The sequence below is a fragment of the Planctobacterium sp. AWH2_060 genome, assembly GCF_056158425.1.
Window position 1 is genome coordinate 1,321,572 of the sequence record NZ_JBSWTG010000001.1, and the last position, 19,678, is coordinate 1,341,249.

A 19,678-nucleotide genomic window follows, 5' to 3' on the forward strand; every position below is an offset into this window, starting at 1 on the left:
AAATTTCCTGTCCGTTTAATTGTTCGTTAGCCCCCGAGCCTGTCGATCCAGTATTCAGGTTTACGATGCAGATTCGCAACAGCTATGATAATTATTGAGTTCTTATTAACGGTATAAATTAAACCGAATGGAAAGATGTGAAGTAAACACCTTCTTGTTCTTTTAGTGATCTTCTGCCAAGAGGTGGGATGCGAGACAACTCTCTGAAGTCCAGAATTTACCTCTGAAATGAATCGAGTGCCCAAACCTAAAAGCTGAGATTCGTAGTATTCGAATGCGTCATCTAGTTCCAGTTGAGCAAGTTTTGTGAATTCAACCTTTTTTGACATACTTTCCCAACACGTCCTTGGCTGGAATTGTTTCTAAAATCCCTGAATTTAGAGCATCTACTCTGGATTCAACTTCTTTGGCCCAAATATCCTCAAACTCAGTGGTTGGTGCATCCAAACTTTTTAGGAGGCTTTCTACAAGTTCTATTCGAGCATCAGCGGGGAGTGACAAAGCTGCATTAGCAATCTCAGATTGTTGATTTTTCATTGAATACTCACTAATTGTACTGATTAGCTGAAGATACCACTATTCAGAAAAAGTACAAAATTCGAGTGGGGGCTAACGGTTTAAATAAACGGCAAAACTTGGTGGCCTATAATCGCGAGGAACGAGCGGGGACCAGAACTAAACAAGACAGCCATCATAACTGTACTTCAGTACAGTTTCCAAACTCAATGATTTGTGCAAAATACAAGCTTCATTCATCAAACTCAGGAAGAGTGACCATGCCAAAAGCCAGGAAGGCGCAAATCAGCCTTGAAGATACGCCCTATTATCACTGTGTTTCTCGCTGTGTACGCCGAGCATTTTTATGCGGGGAAGACAAACAAACCGGTGTTAGCTATGAACACCGTCGCCAGTGGGTTGAAGACCGTATTCACTTTCTTTCTCAGATTTTTGCCATTGATGTCTGTGCCTATGCGGTAATGAGCAACCACACTCACCTGGTGTTGCACATTCACAAAGATTTATCTGACGATTGGGATACCGAAGAAGTGATTTGCCGCTGGCACAGGCTTAGTAACGGCACATTGCTTAGTCACCAGTATTTAAATCTCGAACAACGAATGCAAATGCATGAATCTCAGCTGTTCACCGTTGAAGAAACCGCGGATATATGGCGGAAGCGGCTGACGGATATCAGCTGGTTTATGCGCTATTTAAATGAGTACATAGCCAGAGAAGCCAATAAGGAAGATAAGTGCACAGGTCGATTCTGGGAGGGCAGATTCAAATCGCAAGCCTTACTAGATGAGGCCGCGCTTGCAGCCTGTATGGCCTATGTGGACTTAAACCCCATCCGAGCCAAAATGGCTGAAACGCCAGAGCAATCCGACCACACCAGTATTCAGTATCGTATCAATGCCGCCAAAGCAGGAAAAACACCTAAATACCTGACACCTTTTGTCGGCAATATCAAAGAGGATATGCCTCATGGGTTACCCTTTCACTTATCCGATTACCTGGAGCTGGTTGATATCACGGGCAGAGCTATCTTACCCAATAAACGCGGCTCCATTGAAGAATCAACACCGGCAATATTGGAACGCCTCAACCTCAAACCTGAACAATGGCAGGAACTCACCACTCAATTTGAAAACTGTTTCCATCACGCCGCTGGCAGTGAATCTTATCTTGAAGCCTATCGACATCGACACAAACTAAAACGACTCAGGGATAAAAACACGGCTATACGATTATTTGGCTGACAATCACTATCTTAACGCCAACTAAAACCATAATTGCCGCAAGGTAAGGCAGGCGCTTCGCCCATATCTTTTTCAAAGAGTATTTATCCAACAGGAAAACACCATTAAAGCGGCTAAATTCGCTCTCTAAAGCTTTCTTCCTAAAGATTTAAATAAAATCCAATGGCGATCACTTAGATTTGAGAAAAGATAACTCAATGAAATTAAAAGTGGATGTCTTTTTATTTATGATCCATGGCGATCACTTAGATTTGAGAAAAGATAACTCAATGAAATTAAAAGTGGATGTCTTTTTATTTATGGATTTGAGAAAAGATAACTCAATGAAATTAAAAGTGGATGTCTTTTTATTTATGATCCAGCAAGCCATTGCCCAGGTGTTAACGCCTGTTTTCGATCCCACTTTCTCAGACAACAGCTTTGGGTTCAGGCCACACCGAAACGGGCAACAGGCGGTGAAACAGGTCCGAGACATTATCAAAACGGGATGCCGTTTTGCTGTGGATGTCGACCTGTCAAAATTCTTTGACCGCGTTAATCATGATTTACTCATGACGTACCTTGGCTACAAAGTGAAGGACAAGCGTCTGCTTAAACTGATAAAACGTTACCTGCGAGCTGGGGTTATCGATAACCAGCTTTACAGTGAGAGTCGGGAAGGTGTGCCACAGGGAGGACCATTGTCCCCCTTACTGGCTAACATCATGCTCGACCCTTTGGACAAAGAGCTTGAGAAGCGAGGCCACCAGTTTGCCCGTTATGCGGATGACTTCACAATTCTGGTGAGAAGTCCGCGTGCGGGTAAACGTGTCCTGAACAGTATCAGCAGATACCTCAGTCACCGCCTGAAATTGGTCGTAAACACGACTAAAAGCAACACCGTTAAAGCCAGTGAAAGCAAATTCCTTGGGTTCACATTCAAGGCTGGTCGCATTCAATGGCACCCCAGAACCTTGCTGAATTTTAAACAGCAGGTCAGAAGGCTAACGAACCGCAACTGGGGCGTGTCGATGCGCTACCAACTCTCAAAGCTCAGCCAATACTTACGTGGCTGGATCAACTACTTTGGCATCGCCAACTGCTATCAACAATGCGTCGAACTGGATCACTGGATCAGGCGCAGAGTTAGAATGGCTTACTGGCGACAGTGGCGCAAGCCTCGAACAAAGGTTGGAAATCTGATGAGACGAGGTGTGCATGTTCGAGCCGCAGTGGCGTGTGGTATCACCAGCAAAGGACCATGGCGCAGTGCCAAATCCCCGGGGATCAATCAAGCCTTATCACTTGAATACTTAAAATCCGAAGGGCTTTATTCGCTACGAGATGGTTGGATAGCGCTTCACTATCCTGAATGAAACGCCCTGTGCGGAGCCGCATGCAGGGTGTTGTGGGGGCTGGAGGTTAGAGACCTCCGGCTACCCGATTAGTTGCCACTTTTTGCTAACCTTCGAAAACGTTCTAACGCAGACTTTGTTTTTTGTCTGCCTACGTATTTGTAAGAGCGAAGGTGTTCTTCTATCTCTGTAGCAATCTGCTCTGAAATGTCATTTTCAAAAATTAGTGAAATACCACCTCCCCATTCCATCCAAATGTTGAAGTTGTGCTCCTTATAACTTCCATCAACATCCAATTCGTCGGTTATCATAACGTAATGAAAGGAGCTATACTCCATGCCTTCAAGTGATTCAACATATACCATCAGGTCCAGAGTGGATGGCTGAAATAAAACTCTCCAAGAAAGTTTAGGATCCTCTTGGATGGTGAAATATTTCATGGTGCTAATTCCACATGGCAACTAACGACCCGGTTAAACGAGCGCAAAAACGTTGGCTAAACTTTGTGAGGCACGAACACAGCCAACGTTTTTGTGTCCGATTTGAACCGATTGTTAGCTTACTTTGTGAAAACAATTTGTCTGAATAAACATATATCACTTAACATTTGAGTTCTTCGTTTAATACAGTATTCTCGAACTACGTTAATTAACTCTTGTCTTGAAGGGTTCTCGGAAGTTGATTCATCAGCAGGATTCCAACGCCCTTTGATGTTCACATTACAAGTTTTACAAGATATGGCGATATTATCATTAATATCCTCGCCACCTTTAGATAAAGGAATAATATGATCTTTTTGCCACTCTTTATAATTATCAACAGAAGCTAATAAATCTTTATCGCAATACTCACATTTAAATCCGGCTCTAATTCCGAGGATTACATCATTCTCACCCCACTGACCAGTATTAACTAATGCTTCAATAATTTTGTTCATGCAAGTTCCTTTTGTAAGCTAACGGCCCGGTTAAACGAGCACAAAAACGTTGGCTAAACTTTGTGAGGCACGAACACAGCCAACGTTTTTGTGTCCGTTTTGCACCGATTTGTTATGTTTCATATGTGGTATATAAGTAACGAAACTGAAGATGCACCCAGGAACCATGCTGTCATTCTTGTTAGAGTAGATGAAAAACTGGATTCATTGAAGCCTTTAACAAACAACAAACCCGTCACGAAAAAATAAACAAAAGAAATCCAATTTGTTAACTCATAATACGATACTAGTTCTCCAACTATGCTAAGACTCATTCCTGCAATTAGCGCGGTAAGTTTAGTGGCTTTGAACCTGAAATTTTTAATCGTAAAATCTAAGTTGAGTTGGAACATAACAATTTAATGTGAGGCAACTTGCCTGTTATTCTTCCAGCAAGTTTCCTCTTTTTATTCTATGTCCTTTTTACCAAACCTCCTTGCCCTTTTCTACCCTAATTTTCAATAGCTATTAAGAATGTCGTTGGCAATAAAAAGAGGCAATTTGCCTCTTTTCTTGACTTTAAAGGAAACTCGCAAATACTGTATATAAAAACAGTAACCTTAAAAGGATTTATAACTATGTCTAGATCACCGTTTCTCAATAGCATTTCTGACTATATGTTTTCCAGAGGCTATTCCAAACGTACTATTTCAACTTATATAACCTGGATAGTTAAATTTATTCACTTCCATAGCAATAGGCATCCCAGCTCTATGGGAGATAGTGAGGTTGAAAAGTTTTTAGAGCATTTAGCAATTAGCCAGAAGGTTGCAATGAGAACGCAAGCCACGGCACTCAATGCACTCGCATTCTTGTATAAGAATATTATAACCAGACCTTTATCTTCCAGCCTGAATTTCGCCAAAAGTAGCAAGCAACAAAAGCTTCCCATTGTTTTAACTGAACATGAAATAAAATGTTTGTTGAGCAATCTAACTAAAAGGAACCATTTGGTAGCAAGCATAATGTATGGAAGTGGCTTAAGAGTGCGAGAAGTTGTTAAACTTCGCGTTCAAGATATAGACTTTGATTTCAAATGCATCCGAATCTGGAACGGTAAAGGTAACAAACATCGTATTGTAACCTTAGCTAAGGAGCTCATTCCCTTTTTACGCAATCAAATTATTCAAGTAAACGAATATTTACAGCTTGATTTAAAAAATGAACAATTTGCTGGTGTATGGATGCCGACAGCGCTTGCCAGAAAATACCCTGGCGCAAATAAAACTTTGGCATGGCAGTTTTTATTTCCGTCTTATAAGTTGAGTGCCGACCCTGAGACCGGTGAAATTCGACGACACCATTTTGATGTTAGCTGCATTAGAAAAGCAATAAAACAAGCAGCTGATAAAGCTAAGATCGCAAAGCCCGTAACTCCTCATACGCTACGCCATTCTTTCGCTACGCATCTATTGCAAAATGGTGCTGACATTAGAACTGTGCAGACCCAATTAGGTCATTCTGATGTTAAAACCACTCAAATCTATACACATGTGTTGCAGCAAGGGGCAAATGGTGTAGTTAGCCCCCTGAGTCGGTTGCTATAAGATGCTTTCATGTTGAATGTCTGCTCTGTTATTGAAAACAGACATTCAATTTAATACTTACATACTTGTGCTATGTCGTTCAAAGTTCTTTTTGAACACTACCCACCTCACCGGCAGCTACCTTAAAATAGCAGCCTGTAAGGCTTGGTTAAGCTCGATAACAAAAAGTGTCATAAAGATTCTTGGTGAATCCAATAATAATCGGTGACTGATTTTTAATGTAACCTCTGGACCTGTCGACCGGAATAAACAACCAGCGACGGCCAAGAATTATGTAGCTTATCCTTACCCTTCAACTTTTTGTTTTAATAGCTGAGTCAAGCCGGGTAAGCCCTTTTGCCTGATGATGGGTGCAAACTCTGAACGCTTGCTTTGCACCAGACTAATACCTTCCACCACTAGATCATAAGCTTTCCACTGTCCTTCTTTATTCAGTCGCAATTTAAACTGCATTTGAACATCTGGCTTGCCGTTTTCTTTAACTCTGGCATTGATGCTTACTTTGTCTTTATTTTGATAATCACGAATTGGTTCAAACAAAACCTGCTGCTCATTGTAGTAATTCAAAGAAGCGGCATAAGTGCTGCTAAGGTACAGTTTAAAAATATCAAGATAAGCCTGAATATCGGTTTTTTCGGCAGAGTTAGCACTGCTTCCCAATACCAGCAAGCCTGTGTAAACGTGATCAACATGAGGCAACAAGTGGCCCTCGATTATTTTCTCTAACCCTTTAGGTTCAATCTCGCCAGCCTTTCTCAATTGAGTTATTTGCTGAAAGGTATCGTTGGCCACCTTTTCAATGAATACTGTGGGGTTAAGTGGCTCTTGCTGTGCAACTACCTTAGTGCTTATCAACACTGTGCTAAGAATAATGGCCAACAAAAGTGTCCATTTAGATTTCAACTTCATTTTATGCTCCAAAAAACTAAAACTTTTAATAAGGCCCAATACTCTTAACTATGGCAAGGCAGTTAAAGCACCACAGCTACGACAATATCCCCAAATCCCCAAATCAGGGTTCCTGCCACCAACAGAAAAAATTCCAATGTACCCGCCTGCACCTTAATGGAGGTTTGCAAGCTTACTTCAAGATCATCGTACTCTTTTATTATCCGGTTAATTTCTTCCTCTGCAAATTCTGCTGGAGCTTGCATCAGTCTCAGTTTTCTGCGGGCTTTAGCCAAAGCTATACGCTCCTGAACTAACAGCCTGCTGCGCAACAGCTGTTCCTGAAAAATTCCACCAAAACCTGAGGTCACACCTAATACAACGATCAAACTACCTGCGCGTGAAAACCACTCGTAACCCAACCACTGAATCTCACTCAACCAAATGCCGACAAGGCCAATAGCCACAGCAATAATCAGCATAATTGCCTGATAGACAGCGCCACGTATCTGCCCATTCATACGGGTTAAAGTTGTATTTCCACTCAGTTCAGACAATGGTTTAGTCACTCTCTTTAAATCCTAAGACATTGCCAAAAAGGTTACTCTTCATCTTGTTTTAATTCCGGTTCGGGTTTTGGATCATAATTAAATTCATAAAAGATATCGAAAGCATTGGATAAACCACTCACCGCTTCCAGATACAATTGCGGTAACAATTGATAACGCAAGGACACTTCGGATACAGCATCAAACACGCCAACCCCATAGGCGATTTTCACATTGGGTGCGATGGTTCCACTGACTGCAACTTTAGAAGCATCGCCCTGACCTTCCATCGCCAAGCTTAGGTCTTCAACGCCAAAGCTTTTCCCTAGTTTGGACACTGTCCCTTCAGACTTATTAAGACCATAACTCAACAATATATTAGCAAAAACCGACTCTTGGGAAGCGTCGCTTTTGGTGCCCAAAGCCTTACCAGACAGCAAATAAGAAAGCGCCTGGGCTTGCGACATGGCGGGAGTTGAAAATACCGTTACCGAAGGTTGCCTGACCGCTCCTTCTACTCTCAAACCGGCTATTACATTGTCTGAGGTCAGTTGCGGATCACGTATGGCTTCTAAAGATAAACTGGGATACTCCAAAGGCCCGTTGAATAGCAAGTCTCCCTGACGTATCACCAGATTTTGCCCGTAAGCTTTATAAGTACCATCTAATAGAGAAACTTCACCGTTCGCGGTTAATGTAGTCCCGCCATTGAGCTGCAGATTTCCGGTCAGCGCTGTAGTCAGTCCAAAGGCTTCCAGATTGACTGTTTTTTGCTTTGTTGGGTCCACGTACAAAGCCAAATCCATTTCCAATTTAGGCCCTGTATTCCCGTTACCATTGGGGTTATCAGCAAAAACAATATCAGAGGAAGGCTTTTGAGCACTCTCCGGCAGCGACTTAATTTTAACGGAGGCCTCTGGGACATTAACCACACCAGAGAGTTTTACAAGAGACTCGGACAGCGAAAGTGCAATATCAGGCGACACCTTGAGATTAACCATCAAATTATCATCGTACTCCAGAGCCTCACCTTTGAGCTGCATGTCAACGCTCCAGTCCTCCTGCCAACCTACATCGGCCTGCAGAGTTCCCACGCCGCTTCCCATTTTAAACTGTCCCGTTGAAGAAAGGGTTTGCCCATCAAACAGCAAAGTTTGCGACAGATCATGGATGTTAATCCCTAGCTCTCTGCTTGTCACCTGCCCGTCAATTAAGTCCGCGTTACCAGAGAAGGAGACAAACCCGTTGTTCGGCTTTGAGCTAATATTTGCGGCAATATCCGCATTAATTGTGCCTTGCAATTGCTCTATTTGCGGAACTAAATAGCCAAATGGCGCAATTTTTAGCTGTTCAATTTTGGTGCTGAGACGGGCTTCCTCAACTACTACACTGGAAAAGTCGGGAGCCACAGGCAGTTGCCCCTTAAATACAAAAGTGCCTAATTCATCGCTTAGCAAACTAGACTCTGCCAGTATTTGTTGTCCTCTTAACTGGGCGCTCAGTTGCAAACTCTTGATAAAGAACAACTGCTCTTCATCGAACAGTTGCCATTGAGCCGGGGTAAAGTTTGCCTGATATTTAAGCGCGTTAAATTGTCCACCTGCCCACTGTGTCGTAAAACTAAAATCAAGCAAGGTTTCACTTTTTAATTTACGTACTAATCGATGATTGCCTTCCAGCCATTTAATGAGTGGTAAGGCTTTGCCTTCAATACTCACATTGGCAATATTATCTGACCACTGCAACTGCTCAAAACAAACCGCAGCAGCCTGTTGATGTTGCCAGCACGCAGGAGAAAGAGTGTAGATTTGCTTTTGCCAGTCAAGTAGCAATTTCGGCGTACTTTGAAGTGCAAAAGTGATGTTGTTTCTGCTGACCTCACTGGCTCTGAATTCACCCGACCAACGTTCTTCGGACAAGGCCCCAGCCATTCTTGATTCCACCTGTAGCCAGTCTGAATACAAACCAAAATCAATTATGTGATCCGCAGCAATACCGGTGGAATTCAGCTGTAGATCCAAGGTTAAGTTGTCATCTACTTTTAACTGTTCTCCGCGAAACTCAATTTTAAACGGGCTTTGTGGCGACCACGCAAGCTTCATTTCAGAGGCGAAGTTCTCAAGCGTATAGCTCTGATAGCGCAGCTTCTGGCCACTTCCGGAAACCGATATTTGTGGCCTTAACATAGGACCCTGAACCTGAATTTCCGCCTTAACACTGCCTGCCATTTCAGGATGGAGTTGATTAAGCTGATTTAACTCCACCTGACTAAGCAGCGCCAGGTGGTCGTCTGGGTGTTTTTCGACATGTCCGGCAATTCGGTTGTCCCCCAGGGTAAACACCAAATCATTAAGCGCCAGCAAACCCTCCACAGAATAGCCATATTTTCCGGTCAGAGTGGCAACACTTCCCTGCCAGGGTGCACTCACCAACAGCTTCTTACCCAGCACCCTAAACTGCTCGCCCACAACACTTAGTGAAAGTTCACTTTGGAGGTCCAACTCAGTATCCAGGCCGCTAACTATTGAACTTGTATCAATATTTTTTGCCGCCAGTGAAATATCAAGCTGTGGCACGCTATCGAGATGCAAACCTCCCTTGACCTCAATTTCTCCCTGGCTGGATTGCAGTCTAATCTGATTAAGAGAAATATCTTTCAGATTGCCAGACAAGTCTAAATCTACAGCAGTCTGAGCTAATAAATCATGTTGCAGTGTACTGTTTGCAGTCAGCTGAAATTGTTGTAAATCGCCCTTCAATACCAGACTGGTATCTTGCAAGAGGATATTTTCCGGTAAGTTAATTTGGGAAAAATGTGCCTGTAGATGCAAAGGTAAATCTTTGCTCAGCACAGACGCGACAAGTTCTGCCTCACCATTCAGTACAATACCTGAAAAACTGCCCTGCCCAATCAGCTTCAACGTTAAGCGATCAGGTTTACCATTCGCTGACACCGTCAGTTTTCCTGCCGGATCCGTCAAGACAAGATTGCTTTGTATCTGCCAATAGCTATCGGTTTCCAACCATCCCGATAACGCTAACTGACCAGCTTGCAAATGGATGTCCTTTAATGCCAGGTTATCTGGAGTGATTGCCACCTGCGCAGCAAACGAAGCCAGTTGATACTGGATCTGCTCGCCGCTGTAAACCTGCATATCTCGCAAGGATATCTTGGGCAGCGAGGCCTGCAGAGGGATAGACAAAGCCGGCAAGTCTATTGGCATATACTGAATGCCAGAGACTTGCTGCAATTGTTGTTGCAGACTTAATGTAGGCTGTGGCTCGGCTTCAGGAAGATAGAGCTGAACCCCCTCCACGTTTAATCGACGTACAAGCAGTGACTCATAAAAACGCCCCCTGGAATCGACATGGTTAATTGCCAGGCTTTTAACACCGTCCTGAAATAACGAAAAATGCTTTATGCTAATGTGCTTAACAGACACCGGCACAGGTAATTGCAGAAGCTCCGATGGCGTTGAGTCATTGGCACTGGGCTCCGATGAAGCCATAGATAATTCGACATGCTGTAATTGCAAACTATCGATACAGACTTCAATGCGAAACCAACAACCTGGCTGCAAACTCAACGCTAATTGTTCAATGCTGACACTGCTGCCTGGAGCATCCCATGCTACACCGGATAGTTCCAGAGTCCCCAGCAAGCTGCCGCGGATCTCCGCTATTTTGAGCTGAGGAAGCTGTTTTATTACATTCTGCAGAACTAAATTGGCACCAGCAGTGGTGTAACTCAAAAAACCGAAGGCAGCAATGAGCAGAACACTGATAACAAGTGCAATACGCACAACAAGATAACTGTGCTTAAGTACTTTTTGCATCATGGTCATAGCGAAGGCCCCAGGGAAAAATGCACTCGCCAGGTGGACTCCAGCTCGTTGTTACCACGTGCAATATAGACTCTTAATGGCCCAACGGGCGTTACCCAATGCACCCCTGCACCAAAACCGGTGGCCACATCATCAAACCAGGACATGCCAGCATTGCCCGCATCGGCAAATAAGGCCAGTCGCCATTCCGGGAAGATGTCATAGGTGTATTCCAGGGTAGATGTATACAGGTATTTGCCGCCTAACAATTGACCTTCGTCATCAACGGGAGATAAGGATTCATAGCCAAAGCCTCGAACACTTTGATCACCACCCGCAAAGAAACGCAACGAAGAAGGAACTTCGTCAAAGTTATTGGTGGACAAGGCTCCTAACTCTAGTCTCCAAAAAAATCTATGCTGCTCAAAAGTTCTTAACCAGCGAGTTTGTGCTACAACCCGCAATAAATCCAAATCACTGGCTAGCTCCTTGCTGGCCCCTTCAACAGATAAAATTTGCTTATCTCCCCACCAGGGATCTAATTCCCCTTTGCTACGAAAACGGCTCCATGTATAACCCGGCAACAACAAAGCTGTAGTAACTTCATCGGCTTCAGCTTGACGGAATGTCTCCTGGTCATAGCGTAACTGCGCCACTCGTTGCCAGCCAGAATCAGGCTCCAGCCAATGACGCTTCGCCGCAACAGACAAGATATTACTATCAGTATCATTGTCATCGGTATGCTTTAACCCCAACTGCAGGCTGACAAAATTCCTGGCGGGGTCTCGCAACGGGATGCGATAATTGGCTTCCAAAGATTGCTCTATCATCGAGGCAAACAATTCGGCTTGAATACTGTGTCCGGCGGAATTCAACCGGGAACGCTGCCAGCTAAACCGCATCCGGGGACCGGTATCGGAGGAAATTCCCCCTCCCACATTAAATTCATGCAATGGTTTAAACTGATAAACCACTTCTAATGGCACATGAAAGTCTTCAGCCTGAGGCACTAAGGGTCGAACAAAAACACTTTCGAAATAACCAGAACGTTTTAGCTGCTGAGTGAACTGATTTAGCTTAGTTACATCATAAAACTCACCTTCCACAATAGGGTTGAGTTCTGCAATTAAAGCCGCGTCGTCGGGATCCGAAATAGCTTGTAACGCACCAAAGCGATAGTGCGTTCCCGAGGTCAATTGTAAGTGAATATCGGCGTCCACCTGATTGGCGTCGATAGTGACTTTGTGCTGCTCAAACCGAAAGTCAAAATAGCCTTTCAAAAGAGCTATACTGGTAACTTCTGATTTCCATTGTTCATACTTTTTGTGATCAAATCGTTCGCCGGATTTAAACGGAAAACGGGTCAAAACATCCCCAAATCCGTTCGCCTCGCCTGGCACCTGCTCAGCTTTGAGCTCAATTTCCCGAACCTTTAATGGAGTACCTAATTCAAGGCTTAAATGCCAACGCTGACAATCCGACTCAGATACAGGCTGGAAACTCTGAACCTCAGCCTGATAATAGCTTTTACTTTGTAATGCGGTCTTAACAGCAGCAAGCACTCTATTTCTATAGCGGTTGCTCGGTACACAGTTTTCAGGGGCCGGAAACACGCTGAGGTGAGCATTAATATTGCTGATGACACCGTCCGGAAGTTTCTGCTCTGTAACCACTTCAATGGCAAAGCCTGGGGAGATGTGGAAGCAAACAAAAAGCACTGAGGCAAACAATATTTGCTTGCCCGCAATATAAAAACTCATAGAGCCTTAGATATCCTAATATCGCTGATTTTACGCGTTACAATAAAAATAATGTGCCTAGCCCCAAAAACGCGACAAAGCCGACAATATCTGTGACAGTGGTCAATATTACGGAGCCAGATAATGCCGGATCAATTTTAAGTTTATCCAGAATGATAGGCAATGACACACCAGCCAAAGCAGCCGCAATAATATTGAACAGTATTGCCAATGCTATAACCAGCCCTAACAAGGGATCTGAAAACCAGAAAAAGGCGACAATACCGATAACAATGGCCCAGATTACGCCATTCAGTCCACCGACACGCAGTTCTTTTTGTAGCAAAGCATTTCTGTTGCCTTTGGTAACCTGGCCCAATGCAAGACCTCGCACAATCAGAGTTAAAGTCTGACTTCCAGCAATGCCGCCCATACTCGCTACAACGGGCATCAAGACCGCTAAAGCCACCACCTGTTGCAAAGTGGCCTCAAATAAGCCGATAAACCAGGAGGCCAAAAATGCGGTAATCAGGTTTATTCCTAACCAGACGGCCCGACTTTTAGCACTTTTTCGCACGGGCGCAAATAAATCTTCATCTTCGTCCATACCGGCAGAAGACATCACCTGGCGCTCGTAATTTTCGTTCACTAATTCGCTGGCCGTGATCATGTCCACTCGCCCCTGCAGAACATTGTTACTATCAACCGCAGGTAAAGCCATAAATCCAGCGCGCTGCACCAGCCTGGAGGCATTGACACAATCATCGTCGACCTTAACCACATCGATGTATTCTTCCGATATTTCCACTAATGGCAGGTGTTCAGGGGCCCCAAAGACACTGGTAAGTCTTACGGCTTCAGTAAAGTGCCCGGCCCGATTAACCAGGAAAATACAGTCAGTTAAATCAGGAACATTACGCCTGATTAAACGCAAGGCATCACGTACCTTAGCACTGATGGGTAAAACTAAGACCTCATGACTCAACCAGTGACCAATTTGGTTATCTGCGAATAAGCTGGCATCCTGAAAGTACTTGCGCTGTTGCTTGTTCATTACCGACAGTGCGCTTTCCACCAGTCGGTCTGGTAAGGAGTCGGCCAACTCCAGTAGTATTTCCGCGTCCATATCGGTGAATAGTTGCTGCCACTCGTCGTTTTCAGTCGCGTCAATCAGCACTTCCCTGGGGTCACCACGCATGGCAACCAAAACATCTATCTTTTTATGTCTTGGGACTTCATTCCAGACCGCGAGACGCCGTTCAACTGGCAAAGATTCGAGCAACAATGCAATTTCAGATGCATCTTCCTCGAGCATGATATGGGCTACGGAGTCTGTTTCACCAGTCAATGGTGCAGCCACCACTTCCTGGATTAAATTGGGTAGCGGATCAGACATGCTCATTCCCCTATAATGTCATTATTAATCAATATGATAACAATCGTAGCAAACACTACAACTACAGCACCTCAACTATGCTCAATGTGCTCTCATCAAATGTGTTTTTTGCTAATGACGCATTTACTACGATAAAAGTCACATTTATTCAGGCTTGTTGTGACTTCTCAAAGACCATTTAAGTCTATAGCAGTAGATTTAATGTGGTTCGCCTATGGCCTCCACTGTAAAACTATAGGCTATCTGAAATTATTCCCTACGCCGGACTGCAAAGATTCTGCCCGCGATTAAATAATAAAGATAGTAATCAATGATTTAGCGAGAGCATAGCGAGTTTGCAATGAATACAGAACAACACCAGGTCAGCACCAAATTGCTTGGCCACAACATTGATTTACAAGCTCTGAAGGCGAAATTGCACAAGAGTTTTGTCATCCACCAGTACCGAGATGCATTATATATTGCCTATCACGGCAGCAGCGCCTTTGTATTTGATTACGGCGTATTGTGCACCTGGAAAATGAAAGAGGAAGATAAAACTCAGTTATTAGTCAAAGTACTAAGTTGCACCCAAAATGGCACAGATGATCACGCGTGGGAAAACTTCCATTTCAAAGTAGAACAAAATGCCGGTTTAATGGTGAGAGACGATGAAATCCGTCTGCCTGACGACGATTTACTGACCTTATTGGCAGTGAGTCACGGTCTTGCACAATCCGAAAAGCTGGAACAATTTGAAGTGCTGGCGGAAAAAACTATTCAGGAGCACTCCCATTTATCCGAGACCCTGGCAAAAACCGGCAAAATACCGCTATCCCGCAAAGCTTTGGCCAAAGCGAGAGGCAGCTTGTTTCAAACCAGAAATGATATTGTTCTACGCTTTAACCTGTTGGATACCCCCGAATTTTTCTGGGAATACCCGGAACAGGAAGCCAACTATCTGCAAATTTCCCGCTACCTGGATCTGCAACCCAGAGTGGAGCTGTTAAACCTGAAACTCAGTACCATCAATGAACTACTGGAAATGCTTGCATCAGAGCAAAATCACAAGCATTCAGCATTTTTGGAATGGATCATTATCTACCTGATTGCAGTAGATATTATTTTATATTTTGGTCATTAAGACCTACGCTTAAATAAGTATCAAGGACAAACACTTGAAAATAGCAATTTTATCGCGCAATGAGCGACTGTACTCTACACAACGATTAAAGGAGGCCGCCTTAATCCGCGGTCATGAAGTCGATATTATTGACACGTTACACTGTTATATGGATATCACTTCCAGTCGCCCCAAGGTGCGTTACAAAGGTAAAAATCTCCCCCAATACGATGCAATTATTCCTCGTATCGGGGCATCCATTACTTTTTATGGCACCTCAGTGGTCAGGCAGTTTGAAATGATGGGCAGCTTTTGTGTCAATGAGTCGATTGCCATCAGTCGCTCCAGAGACAAGCTGCGCTCATTGCAACTATTGTCCCGAAAAGGTGTGGGCTTGCCGCACACCGGATTTGCTCACTCGCCGGATAACATTAAAGATTTGATAAAGAATGTTGGCGGGGCACCAGTCGTAATTAAAATCCTTGAGGGAACCCAGGGAATTGGTGTGGTGTTAGCGGATTCAGAAAAAGCAGCAGAGAGTATTATTGAAGCCTTTATGGGCATCAAAGTCGACATTCTGGTGCAGGAGTTTATCAAGGAAGCCGGTGGCGCTGACGTGCGCTGTTTTGTAGTTGGAGGCAAAGTGGTTGCCGCCATGAAACGACAAGGCAAAGAAGGTGAGTTTCGTTCCAATCTGCACCGTGGTGGTACCGCTGAGTTAACCCGGTTGAGTAAAGAAGAACGCGCCACCGCTGTTCAGGCTGCGAAAATCATGGGCCTGAATGTCTGCGGTGTAGATTTATTGCGCTCCTCTCACGGCCCTGTTGTAATGGAAGTGAACTCATCGCCAGGTCTGGAAGGTATCGAAACCGCCACCGGTAAAGATGTTGCGGGACTGGTTATTGAGTTTATTGAAAAGAACGCCAAACCACACAACAATAAAACAAGAGGTAAAGGCTAGCATGGCAGAACCTTTAGAAATCGGTAAAACCCTGATAAAACCGGGCTCCAGAGTAAAACTGGAGCTTCCGGCAGCAAGGCTGTACACGGATACGGAAATCTCTATTCCGGTAGAAGTTATTAATGCCCGCAAACCGGGTCCAGTGGTCTTTATCAGCGCAGCCGTGCATGGTGATGAACTCAACGGAATTGAAATCATCCGGCGATTGCTAACCATGAAATCTTTCCGCTTGTCTAAAGGTACTATTATCGCGGTTCCGATTGTGAATGTTTATGGCATGCTCAACCAAAGCCGTTATATGCCGGACAGACGAGATCTAAATCGCAGCTTTCCCGGCTCTTCAAAAGGCTCTCTGACCGGGCGCCTGGCGCATTTGTTTCTGTCAGAAATTGTTAGCAAATGCCAATATGGCATTGATTTGCATACCGGTGCCATTCACCGCAGTAACTTTCCGCAGGTCAGAGCGAATCTGAATGACGATGAAACCATGCAGTTAGCTCGAACGTTTGGCGTACCGGTTGTTTTGAATGCCGACATTCGCGAAGGTTCATTGCGTGAAGCTGCAGCATCAAAAGGTTGTAAGGTACTGCTTTACGAAGCAGGACAGGCATTGCGCTTTGACGAGTTGTCTATCCGAGCCGGATTAAAGGGTGTACTTAATGTATTGTCCCACCTGGGAATGATACGCAAACGCAAACCCTCTAAAACAGTAGAGCCTTTTGTGTCGAATCACAGTTTTTGGGTCAGGGCCACCAGTAGTGGTACTGTAACTGACCGTAAGCGCTTAGGAGATCATGTTAAAAAAGGCGATATTCTCGCTGAAATTTGCAGCCCTATTGGTTCGGCTGTTGATCACCTGAAAGCCCCCAATAGTGGCGTGATCATTGGCAAGCAAAATATCCCTCTCGTACAGGAAGGGGATGCCATGTATCATATAGCAGACTTCGAGACACCGAGTCAGGTAGCTGAACATATCGAGCAGTTGCAAGATGATTTATTACCGCAGTCAGACAACAACACAGTGAGTCAGGACCTATGAGCAATAGCGAACTCCCTCAACCTCTTGCCGAGAAAGTATTGATTGGTGTAGCAGAAAAGATTGACTTGCCCGAATTGGGTTTGACGGCAATTGCTACCCGCATTGACACCGGAGCAAAAACTTCGGCATTACATGTTGATCATATCGAAATTGATGAAGCCGCTAAAAAGGTGAAATTTTGGTTTCACCCCGATTTCCATGATGTAGAAAAAACCATCAAATGCTCTGCAAAACTGCACGACGTGCGTTGGATAAAATCGTCAAATGGTGAGAAAGAGCGTCGTTGTGTAATCAAAACACCAGCCCAGCTAGGCGAATTGACCTGGGATATTGAGCTAACCCTGACTGACCGCTCAATCATGAAACATTTAATGCTACTGGGGCGCGAGGCGTTAGAGCAACATTTTGTCATCGATCCTTCCGATGATTATTTAGCGGCTAAATAGACGCAGCAAACCTGACGACATAACAATAATAACCTATTTGTGAGTAAGGCCATGGAACAGACATCCCCTTCTTTGACCGCCAACATCATTTGGCTTATCGATGGTAAACACACCATCCATGCTGCCGTAGTGGAAAAAGTCATTAAGCTAGCGAAGCTGCAACATGCCAACGTCCAGGTAATTTTTGATAACAGACTAAGAGCACGCGAGCGCCATTATTGGTTTGTGTTTGATAAATCAGAGCAGGCTGAACAAGCCTGGATTAGTGAGCAAAAAGAAAAACAACAAAGTATTCAGGAACATTTACAACAGGCAAACCTTAATTTTACCTTCACCGTTCTGGATAAGCCAAATTACATGGAGACAATTGAGGCCTGCTCACAAGGTAAAAAAGAAAATCTGTTGGTGATTCAGGACGAACCTTTAACTGATCGTCACCCCATCTTTCAGGACCTGGCTAACTTGCAATGTCACGTTTTACTCATGCAGCCCAGAGCCTGGAACAGCAATGTAAAACTAATAGGCGCAGTTGACCCATTGCATGAGAACTCACGCCCAGATGATCTGGACTTTATAATTTCTAAAAAAACCCGAAACCTTGCGAAATTATTGAAATCCGAATGGGTCATCGCCCATGCCTGCCACGTCCCGGCTTCTTTTATTCAGTATAAAAGCAAGATTTCCACCCTACATCGTCAGGGACTGGATGATTTTATGGAGCGCATAGGAGCAACACCCAAGCACGCGGTCCTGCTCAACGGCTTACCGGAAAAGGCACTGGCAGACTGGATTAGCAAACAAGATACTGACATCCTGGTGATAGGTAATGTCACCCGAAACCTGTTTCTGTCGCATCTGGTAGGTAGCACAACAATGGCCCTGCTGAATAAGCCCCCCTGTGACATGTTACTGATTAAGAGTCATAGTCAGGAATCTAACTGATAATGTGAGCAGCGCGTTTAAATTTTAAATTTCATACCGAGTTGTAAGCGTTTTTGTCCTTCGTTAACTTCCACCTTGCTGAACCAGTCTAGGTGCCATTTAGGCAGTAATTCGCCTTCCAGTTCAAACGTTAGCGCATGACCGAAATCGACAAAGTCTTCGGTCAATTCAGCGCGATCACCAAACTCAGCATCCACATAACTATAGTAAAGAAAGTAGTCAGTTTCGTAGTCGTAAACTTGCCACTGCCCTTCCATACTCAAAACCGTTTTAAAATGATTATTGTCTACTCTGTTAATGAGTTCTAACGCTATAATTTGTTTACCCGATAACTGATACCTCAGCTCCCCTCGCAAAAAGTTTTGCTCTAACATGCGCTCAAGTCCAAGCTCATAACCCAGGGTGGGACTTAGCTGAGTACTCAGTTCCAGTTCAAAGTAGTCTATTTTATCAAATGATTGAAATACATCTGGATTTTGGGTGTGCGCTAGTTCACCGATAACACCTTCCAGTTGTGTTTTGGACGAAATGTTGCGTACATAACGCATTCCCGTTATCCAGCCGTCTTTTGACAACCCGGTAGAAGACACCCTGCCCTTATACGTAGGAATTGCCCCCAGCTCTGTTTTACCATACTCAGATTGATGGCGCACAAACAGGCGGCGCAAATGGAAGCGATGATTTTCGTCCGCGCCAAAGGTATTATAGCTAGAAGAAAATTCATCTCCCGTCACAGCAAAGCCATTCACGGACCAACGTTTGTCAGAGAAGTTTAATTGCGGGTAAAAGCGCACCCGATATTGATATCTGGGTTCCTTATCAGTACGAAAATCTGTGCGTGTTGAAAAGTCTAAATCAGCACTCAGACTCTGTGCCAATCCCACTCCTGAGGTAAAAGTAAATGAGAAGCAGCAAACCATTAACACTGGTTTCAATATTCTGGCTAATCTTGTAATCATAAAAAGTTTAGACTGTCCTGTTTTTCTGTCCTGAGGCCAAGAACATACATAAGAATAATAAAAACCTTTACACAATGGGCAATGTAGGCAGGTTTTCTGTATTTAACTTAACCCAAATCCCCGACCAAGGATCAATCAAACTTCAGAGCTTACCACGAAAATTCAAACATCAAGACGTACCACCTTAAACAACAGCGTTGCTTTTGTGAAGAAATAT

The 19,678-nt window shown here is 44.1% G+C and carries 18 protein-coding genes; 8 read left to right on the plus strand and 10 right to left on the minus strand.

The window, feature by feature from the left end; translation table 11 throughout:
• Positions 1-26 precede the first annotated feature (26 nt).
• Together ACXAD8_RS05785 and ACXAD8_RS05790 are read right to left on the minus strand one after the other, a co-directional pair.
• On the minus strand, positions 27-329 hold the full coding sequence (locus ACXAD8_RS05785) for a type II toxin-antitoxin system RelE/ParE family toxin (RefSeq protein ID WP_475226025.1): 303 nt from the start codon (positions 327-329) through the stop codon (positions 27-29).
• A complete protein-coding gene (locus ACXAD8_RS05790) occupies positions 313-537 on the minus strand; it encodes an addiction module protein (RefSeq protein WP_475226028.1) in 225 nt (74 codons plus the stop codon). The genes ACXAD8_RS05785 and ACXAD8_RS05790 overlap by 17 nt, the downstream gene beginning before the upstream one ends.
• A 239-nt stretch (positions 538-776) precedes the next feature.
• Between ACXAD8_RS05790 and ACXAD8_RS05795 the strand changes: the two genes are divergently transcribed.
• Together ACXAD8_RS05795 and ACXAD8_RS05800 are read left to right on the plus strand one after the other, a co-directional pair.
• Positions 777-1,760, plus strand: a complete 984-nt coding sequence (locus ACXAD8_RS05795; RefSeq protein ID WP_475226031.1) for a transposase — start codon at positions 777-779, stop codon at positions 1,758-1,760.
• 299 nt (positions 1,761-2,059) lie between these two features.
• Positions 2,060-3,115 carry a group II intron reverse transcriptase/maturase gene (locus tag ACXAD8_RS05800; protein WP_475232887.1) on the plus strand — a complete coding sequence of 352 codons (1,056 nt, stop codon included), beginning with the start codon at positions 2,060-2,062 and terminating at the stop codon, positions 3,113-3,115.
• A gap of 68 nt (positions 3,116-3,183) precedes the next feature.
• Here ACXAD8_RS05800 and ACXAD8_RS05805 read toward each other — a convergent pair whose 3' ends face one another.
• Together ACXAD8_RS05805 and ACXAD8_RS05810 are read right to left on the minus strand one after the other, a co-directional pair.
• Entirely contained in the window at positions 3,184-3,534 is a 351-nt protein-coding gene (locus tag ACXAD8_RS05805; RefSeq protein WP_475226033.1) for a hypothetical protein, read from the minus strand.
• A 119-nt stretch (positions 3,535-3,653) separates the two neighbouring features.
• Positions 3,654-4,031 (minus strand): HNH endonuclease, encoded by a 378-nt coding sequence (locus ACXAD8_RS05810; RefSeq protein ID WP_475226035.1) that lies wholly within the window; start codon positions 4,029-4,031, stop codon positions 3,654-3,656.
• A gap of 617 nt (positions 4,032-4,648) precedes the next feature.
• Between ACXAD8_RS05810 and ACXAD8_RS05815 the strand changes: the two genes are divergently transcribed.
• On the plus strand, positions 4,649-5,617 hold the full coding sequence (locus ACXAD8_RS05815) for an integron integrase (RefSeq protein WP_475226037.1): 969 nt from the start codon (positions 4,649-4,651) through the stop codon (positions 5,615-5,617).
• Between the two features lie 285 nt (positions 5,618-5,902).
• On the opposite strand, the gene ACXAD8_RS05820 is transcribed toward ACXAD8_RS05815, so the two are convergent.
• From ACXAD8_RS05820 to ACXAD8_RS05840, 5 genes are all read right to left on the minus strand, one after another.
• Positions 5,903-6,526: an MlaC/ttg2D family ABC transporter substrate-binding protein gene (locus tag ACXAD8_RS05820; RefSeq protein WP_475226040.1), complete on the minus strand. Its 624-nt coding sequence runs from the start codon at positions 6,524-6,526 to the stop codon at positions 5,903-5,905.
• Between the two features lie 62 nt (positions 6,527-6,588).
• A complete protein-coding gene (locus ACXAD8_RS05825) occupies positions 6,589-7,074 on the minus strand; it encodes a hypothetical protein (protein WP_475226043.1) in 486 nt (161 codons plus the stop codon).
• Between the two features lie 32 nt (positions 7,075-7,106).
• Positions 7,107-10,898 carry a translocation/assembly module TamB domain-containing protein gene (locus ACXAD8_RS05830; RefSeq protein ID WP_475226046.1) on the minus strand — a complete coding sequence of 1,264 codons (3,792 nt, stop codon included), beginning with the start codon at positions 10,896-10,898 and terminating at the stop codon, positions 7,107-7,109.
• Entirely contained in the window at positions 10,895-12,637 is a 1,743-nt protein-coding gene (locus tag ACXAD8_RS05835; RefSeq protein ID WP_475226048.1) for an autotransporter assembly complex protein TamA, read from the minus strand. The genes ACXAD8_RS05830 and ACXAD8_RS05835 overlap by 4 nt, the downstream gene beginning before the upstream one ends.
• 37 nt (positions 12,638-12,674) lie before the next feature.
• Positions 12,675-14,012: a magnesium transporter gene (locus ACXAD8_RS05840; RefSeq protein WP_475226051.1), complete on the minus strand. Its 1,338-nt coding sequence runs from the start codon at positions 14,010-14,012 to the stop codon at positions 12,675-12,677.
• 340 nt (positions 14,013-14,352) lie between these two features.
• On the opposite strand from ACXAD8_RS05840, the gene ACXAD8_RS05845 reads away from it, so the two are divergent.
• From ACXAD8_RS05845 to ACXAD8_RS05865, 5 genes are read left to right on the plus strand one after another with little or no spacing between them, the layout of a single operon-like run.
• Positions 14,353-15,135 (plus strand): RMD1 family protein, encoded by a 783-nt coding sequence (locus ACXAD8_RS05845; protein ID WP_475226053.1) that lies wholly within the window; start codon positions 14,353-14,355, stop codon positions 15,133-15,135.
• A 34-nt stretch (positions 15,136-15,169) separates the two neighbouring features.
• Complete coding sequence (gene rimK / locus ACXAD8_RS05850; protein WP_475226056.1) at positions 15,170-16,075, plus strand: 30S ribosomal protein S6--L-glutamate ligase; 906 nt, start codon at positions 15,170-15,172, stop codon at positions 16,073-16,075.
• A gap of 1 nt (position 16,076) precedes the next feature.
• Complete coding sequence (locus ACXAD8_RS05855; protein WP_475226059.1) at positions 16,077-17,114, plus strand: succinylglutamate desuccinylase/aspartoacylase family protein; 1,038 nt, start codon at positions 16,077-16,079, stop codon at positions 17,112-17,114.
• Positions 17,111-17,560, plus strand: coding sequence for an ATP-dependent zinc protease family protein (locus ACXAD8_RS05860; protein ID WP_475226061.1), 450 nt, complete (start codon positions 17,111-17,113; stop codon positions 17,558-17,560). The genes ACXAD8_RS05855 and ACXAD8_RS05860 overlap by 4 nt, the downstream gene beginning before the upstream one ends.
• Positions 17,561-17,611: 51 nt before the next feature.
• Positions 17,612-18,502 (plus strand): universal stress protein, encoded by an 891-nt coding sequence (locus tag ACXAD8_RS05865; protein ID WP_475226064.1) that lies wholly within the window; start codon positions 17,612-17,614, stop codon positions 18,500-18,502.
• A gap of 17 nt (positions 18,503-18,519) precedes the next feature.
• Here the strand turns inward: ACXAD8_RS05865 and ACXAD8_RS05870 are convergent, their stop codons facing one another.
• Positions 18,520-19,380, minus strand: coding sequence for a hypothetical protein (locus ACXAD8_RS05870; RefSeq protein ID WP_475226067.1), 861 nt, complete (start codon positions 19,378-19,380; stop codon positions 18,520-18,522).
• Positions 19,381-19,678 lie beyond the last annotated feature (298 nt).

Bases quoted from the DNA above. Each gene is read 5' to 3' on its own strand.
- ACXAD8_RS05830 (WP_475226046.1), bottom strand. From the start codon at position 10,898: ATGACCATGATGCAAAAAGTACTTAAGCACAGTTATCTTGTTGTGCGT.
- ACXAD8_RS05805 (WP_475226033.1), bottom strand. From the start codon at position 3,534: ATGAAATATTTCACCATCCAAGAGGATCCTAAACTTTCTTGGAGAGTT.
- ACXAD8_RS05790 (WP_475226028.1), bottom strand. From the start codon at position 537: ATGAAAAATCAACAATCTGAGATTGCTAATGCAGCTTTGTCACTCCCC.
- ACXAD8_RS05815 (WP_475226037.1), top strand. From the start codon at position 4,649: ATGTCTAGATCACCGTTTCTCAATAGCATTTCTGACTATATGTTTTCC.
- ACXAD8_RS05835 (WP_475226048.1), bottom strand. From the start codon at position 12,637: ATGAGTTTTTATATTGCGGGCAAGCAAATATTGTTTGCCTCAGTGCTT.
- ACXAD8_RS05785 (WP_475226025.1), bottom strand. From the start codon at position 329: ATGTCAAAAAAGGTTGAATTCACAAAACTTGCTCAACTGGAACTAGAT.
- ACXAD8_RS05800 (WP_475232887.1), top strand. From the start codon at position 2,060: ATGGATTTGAGAAAAGATAACTCAATGAAATTAAAAGTGGATGTCTTT.
- ACXAD8_RS05795 (WP_475226031.1), top strand. From the start codon at position 777: ATGCCAAAAGCCAGGAAGGCGCAAATCAGCCTTGAAGATACGCCCTAT.
- ACXAD8_RS05845 (WP_475226053.1), top strand. From the start codon at position 14,353: ATGAATACAGAACAACACCAGGTCAGCACCAAATTGCTTGGCCACAAC.
- ACXAD8_RS05855 (WP_475226059.1), top strand. From the start codon at position 16,077: ATGGCAGAACCTTTAGAAATCGGTAAAACCCTGATAAAACCGGGCTCC.
- ACXAD8_RS05860 (WP_475226061.1), top strand. From the start codon at position 17,111: ATGAGCAATAGCGAACTCCCTCAACCTCTTGCCGAGAAAGTATTGATT.
- ACXAD8_RS05820 (WP_475226040.1), bottom strand. From the start codon at position 6,526: ATGAAGTTGAAATCTAAATGGACACTTTTGTTGGCCATTATTCTTAGC.
- ACXAD8_RS05810 (WP_475226035.1), bottom strand. From the start codon at position 4,031: ATGAACAAAATTATTGAAGCATTAGTTAATACTGGTCAGTGGGGTGAG.
- ACXAD8_RS05840 (WP_475226051.1), bottom strand. From the start codon at position 14,012: ATGTCTGATCCGCTACCCAATTTAATCCAGGAAGTGGTGGCTGCACCA.
- ACXAD8_RS05865 (WP_475226064.1), top strand. From the start codon at position 17,612: ATGGAACAGACATCCCCTTCTTTGACCGCCAACATCATTTGGCTTATC.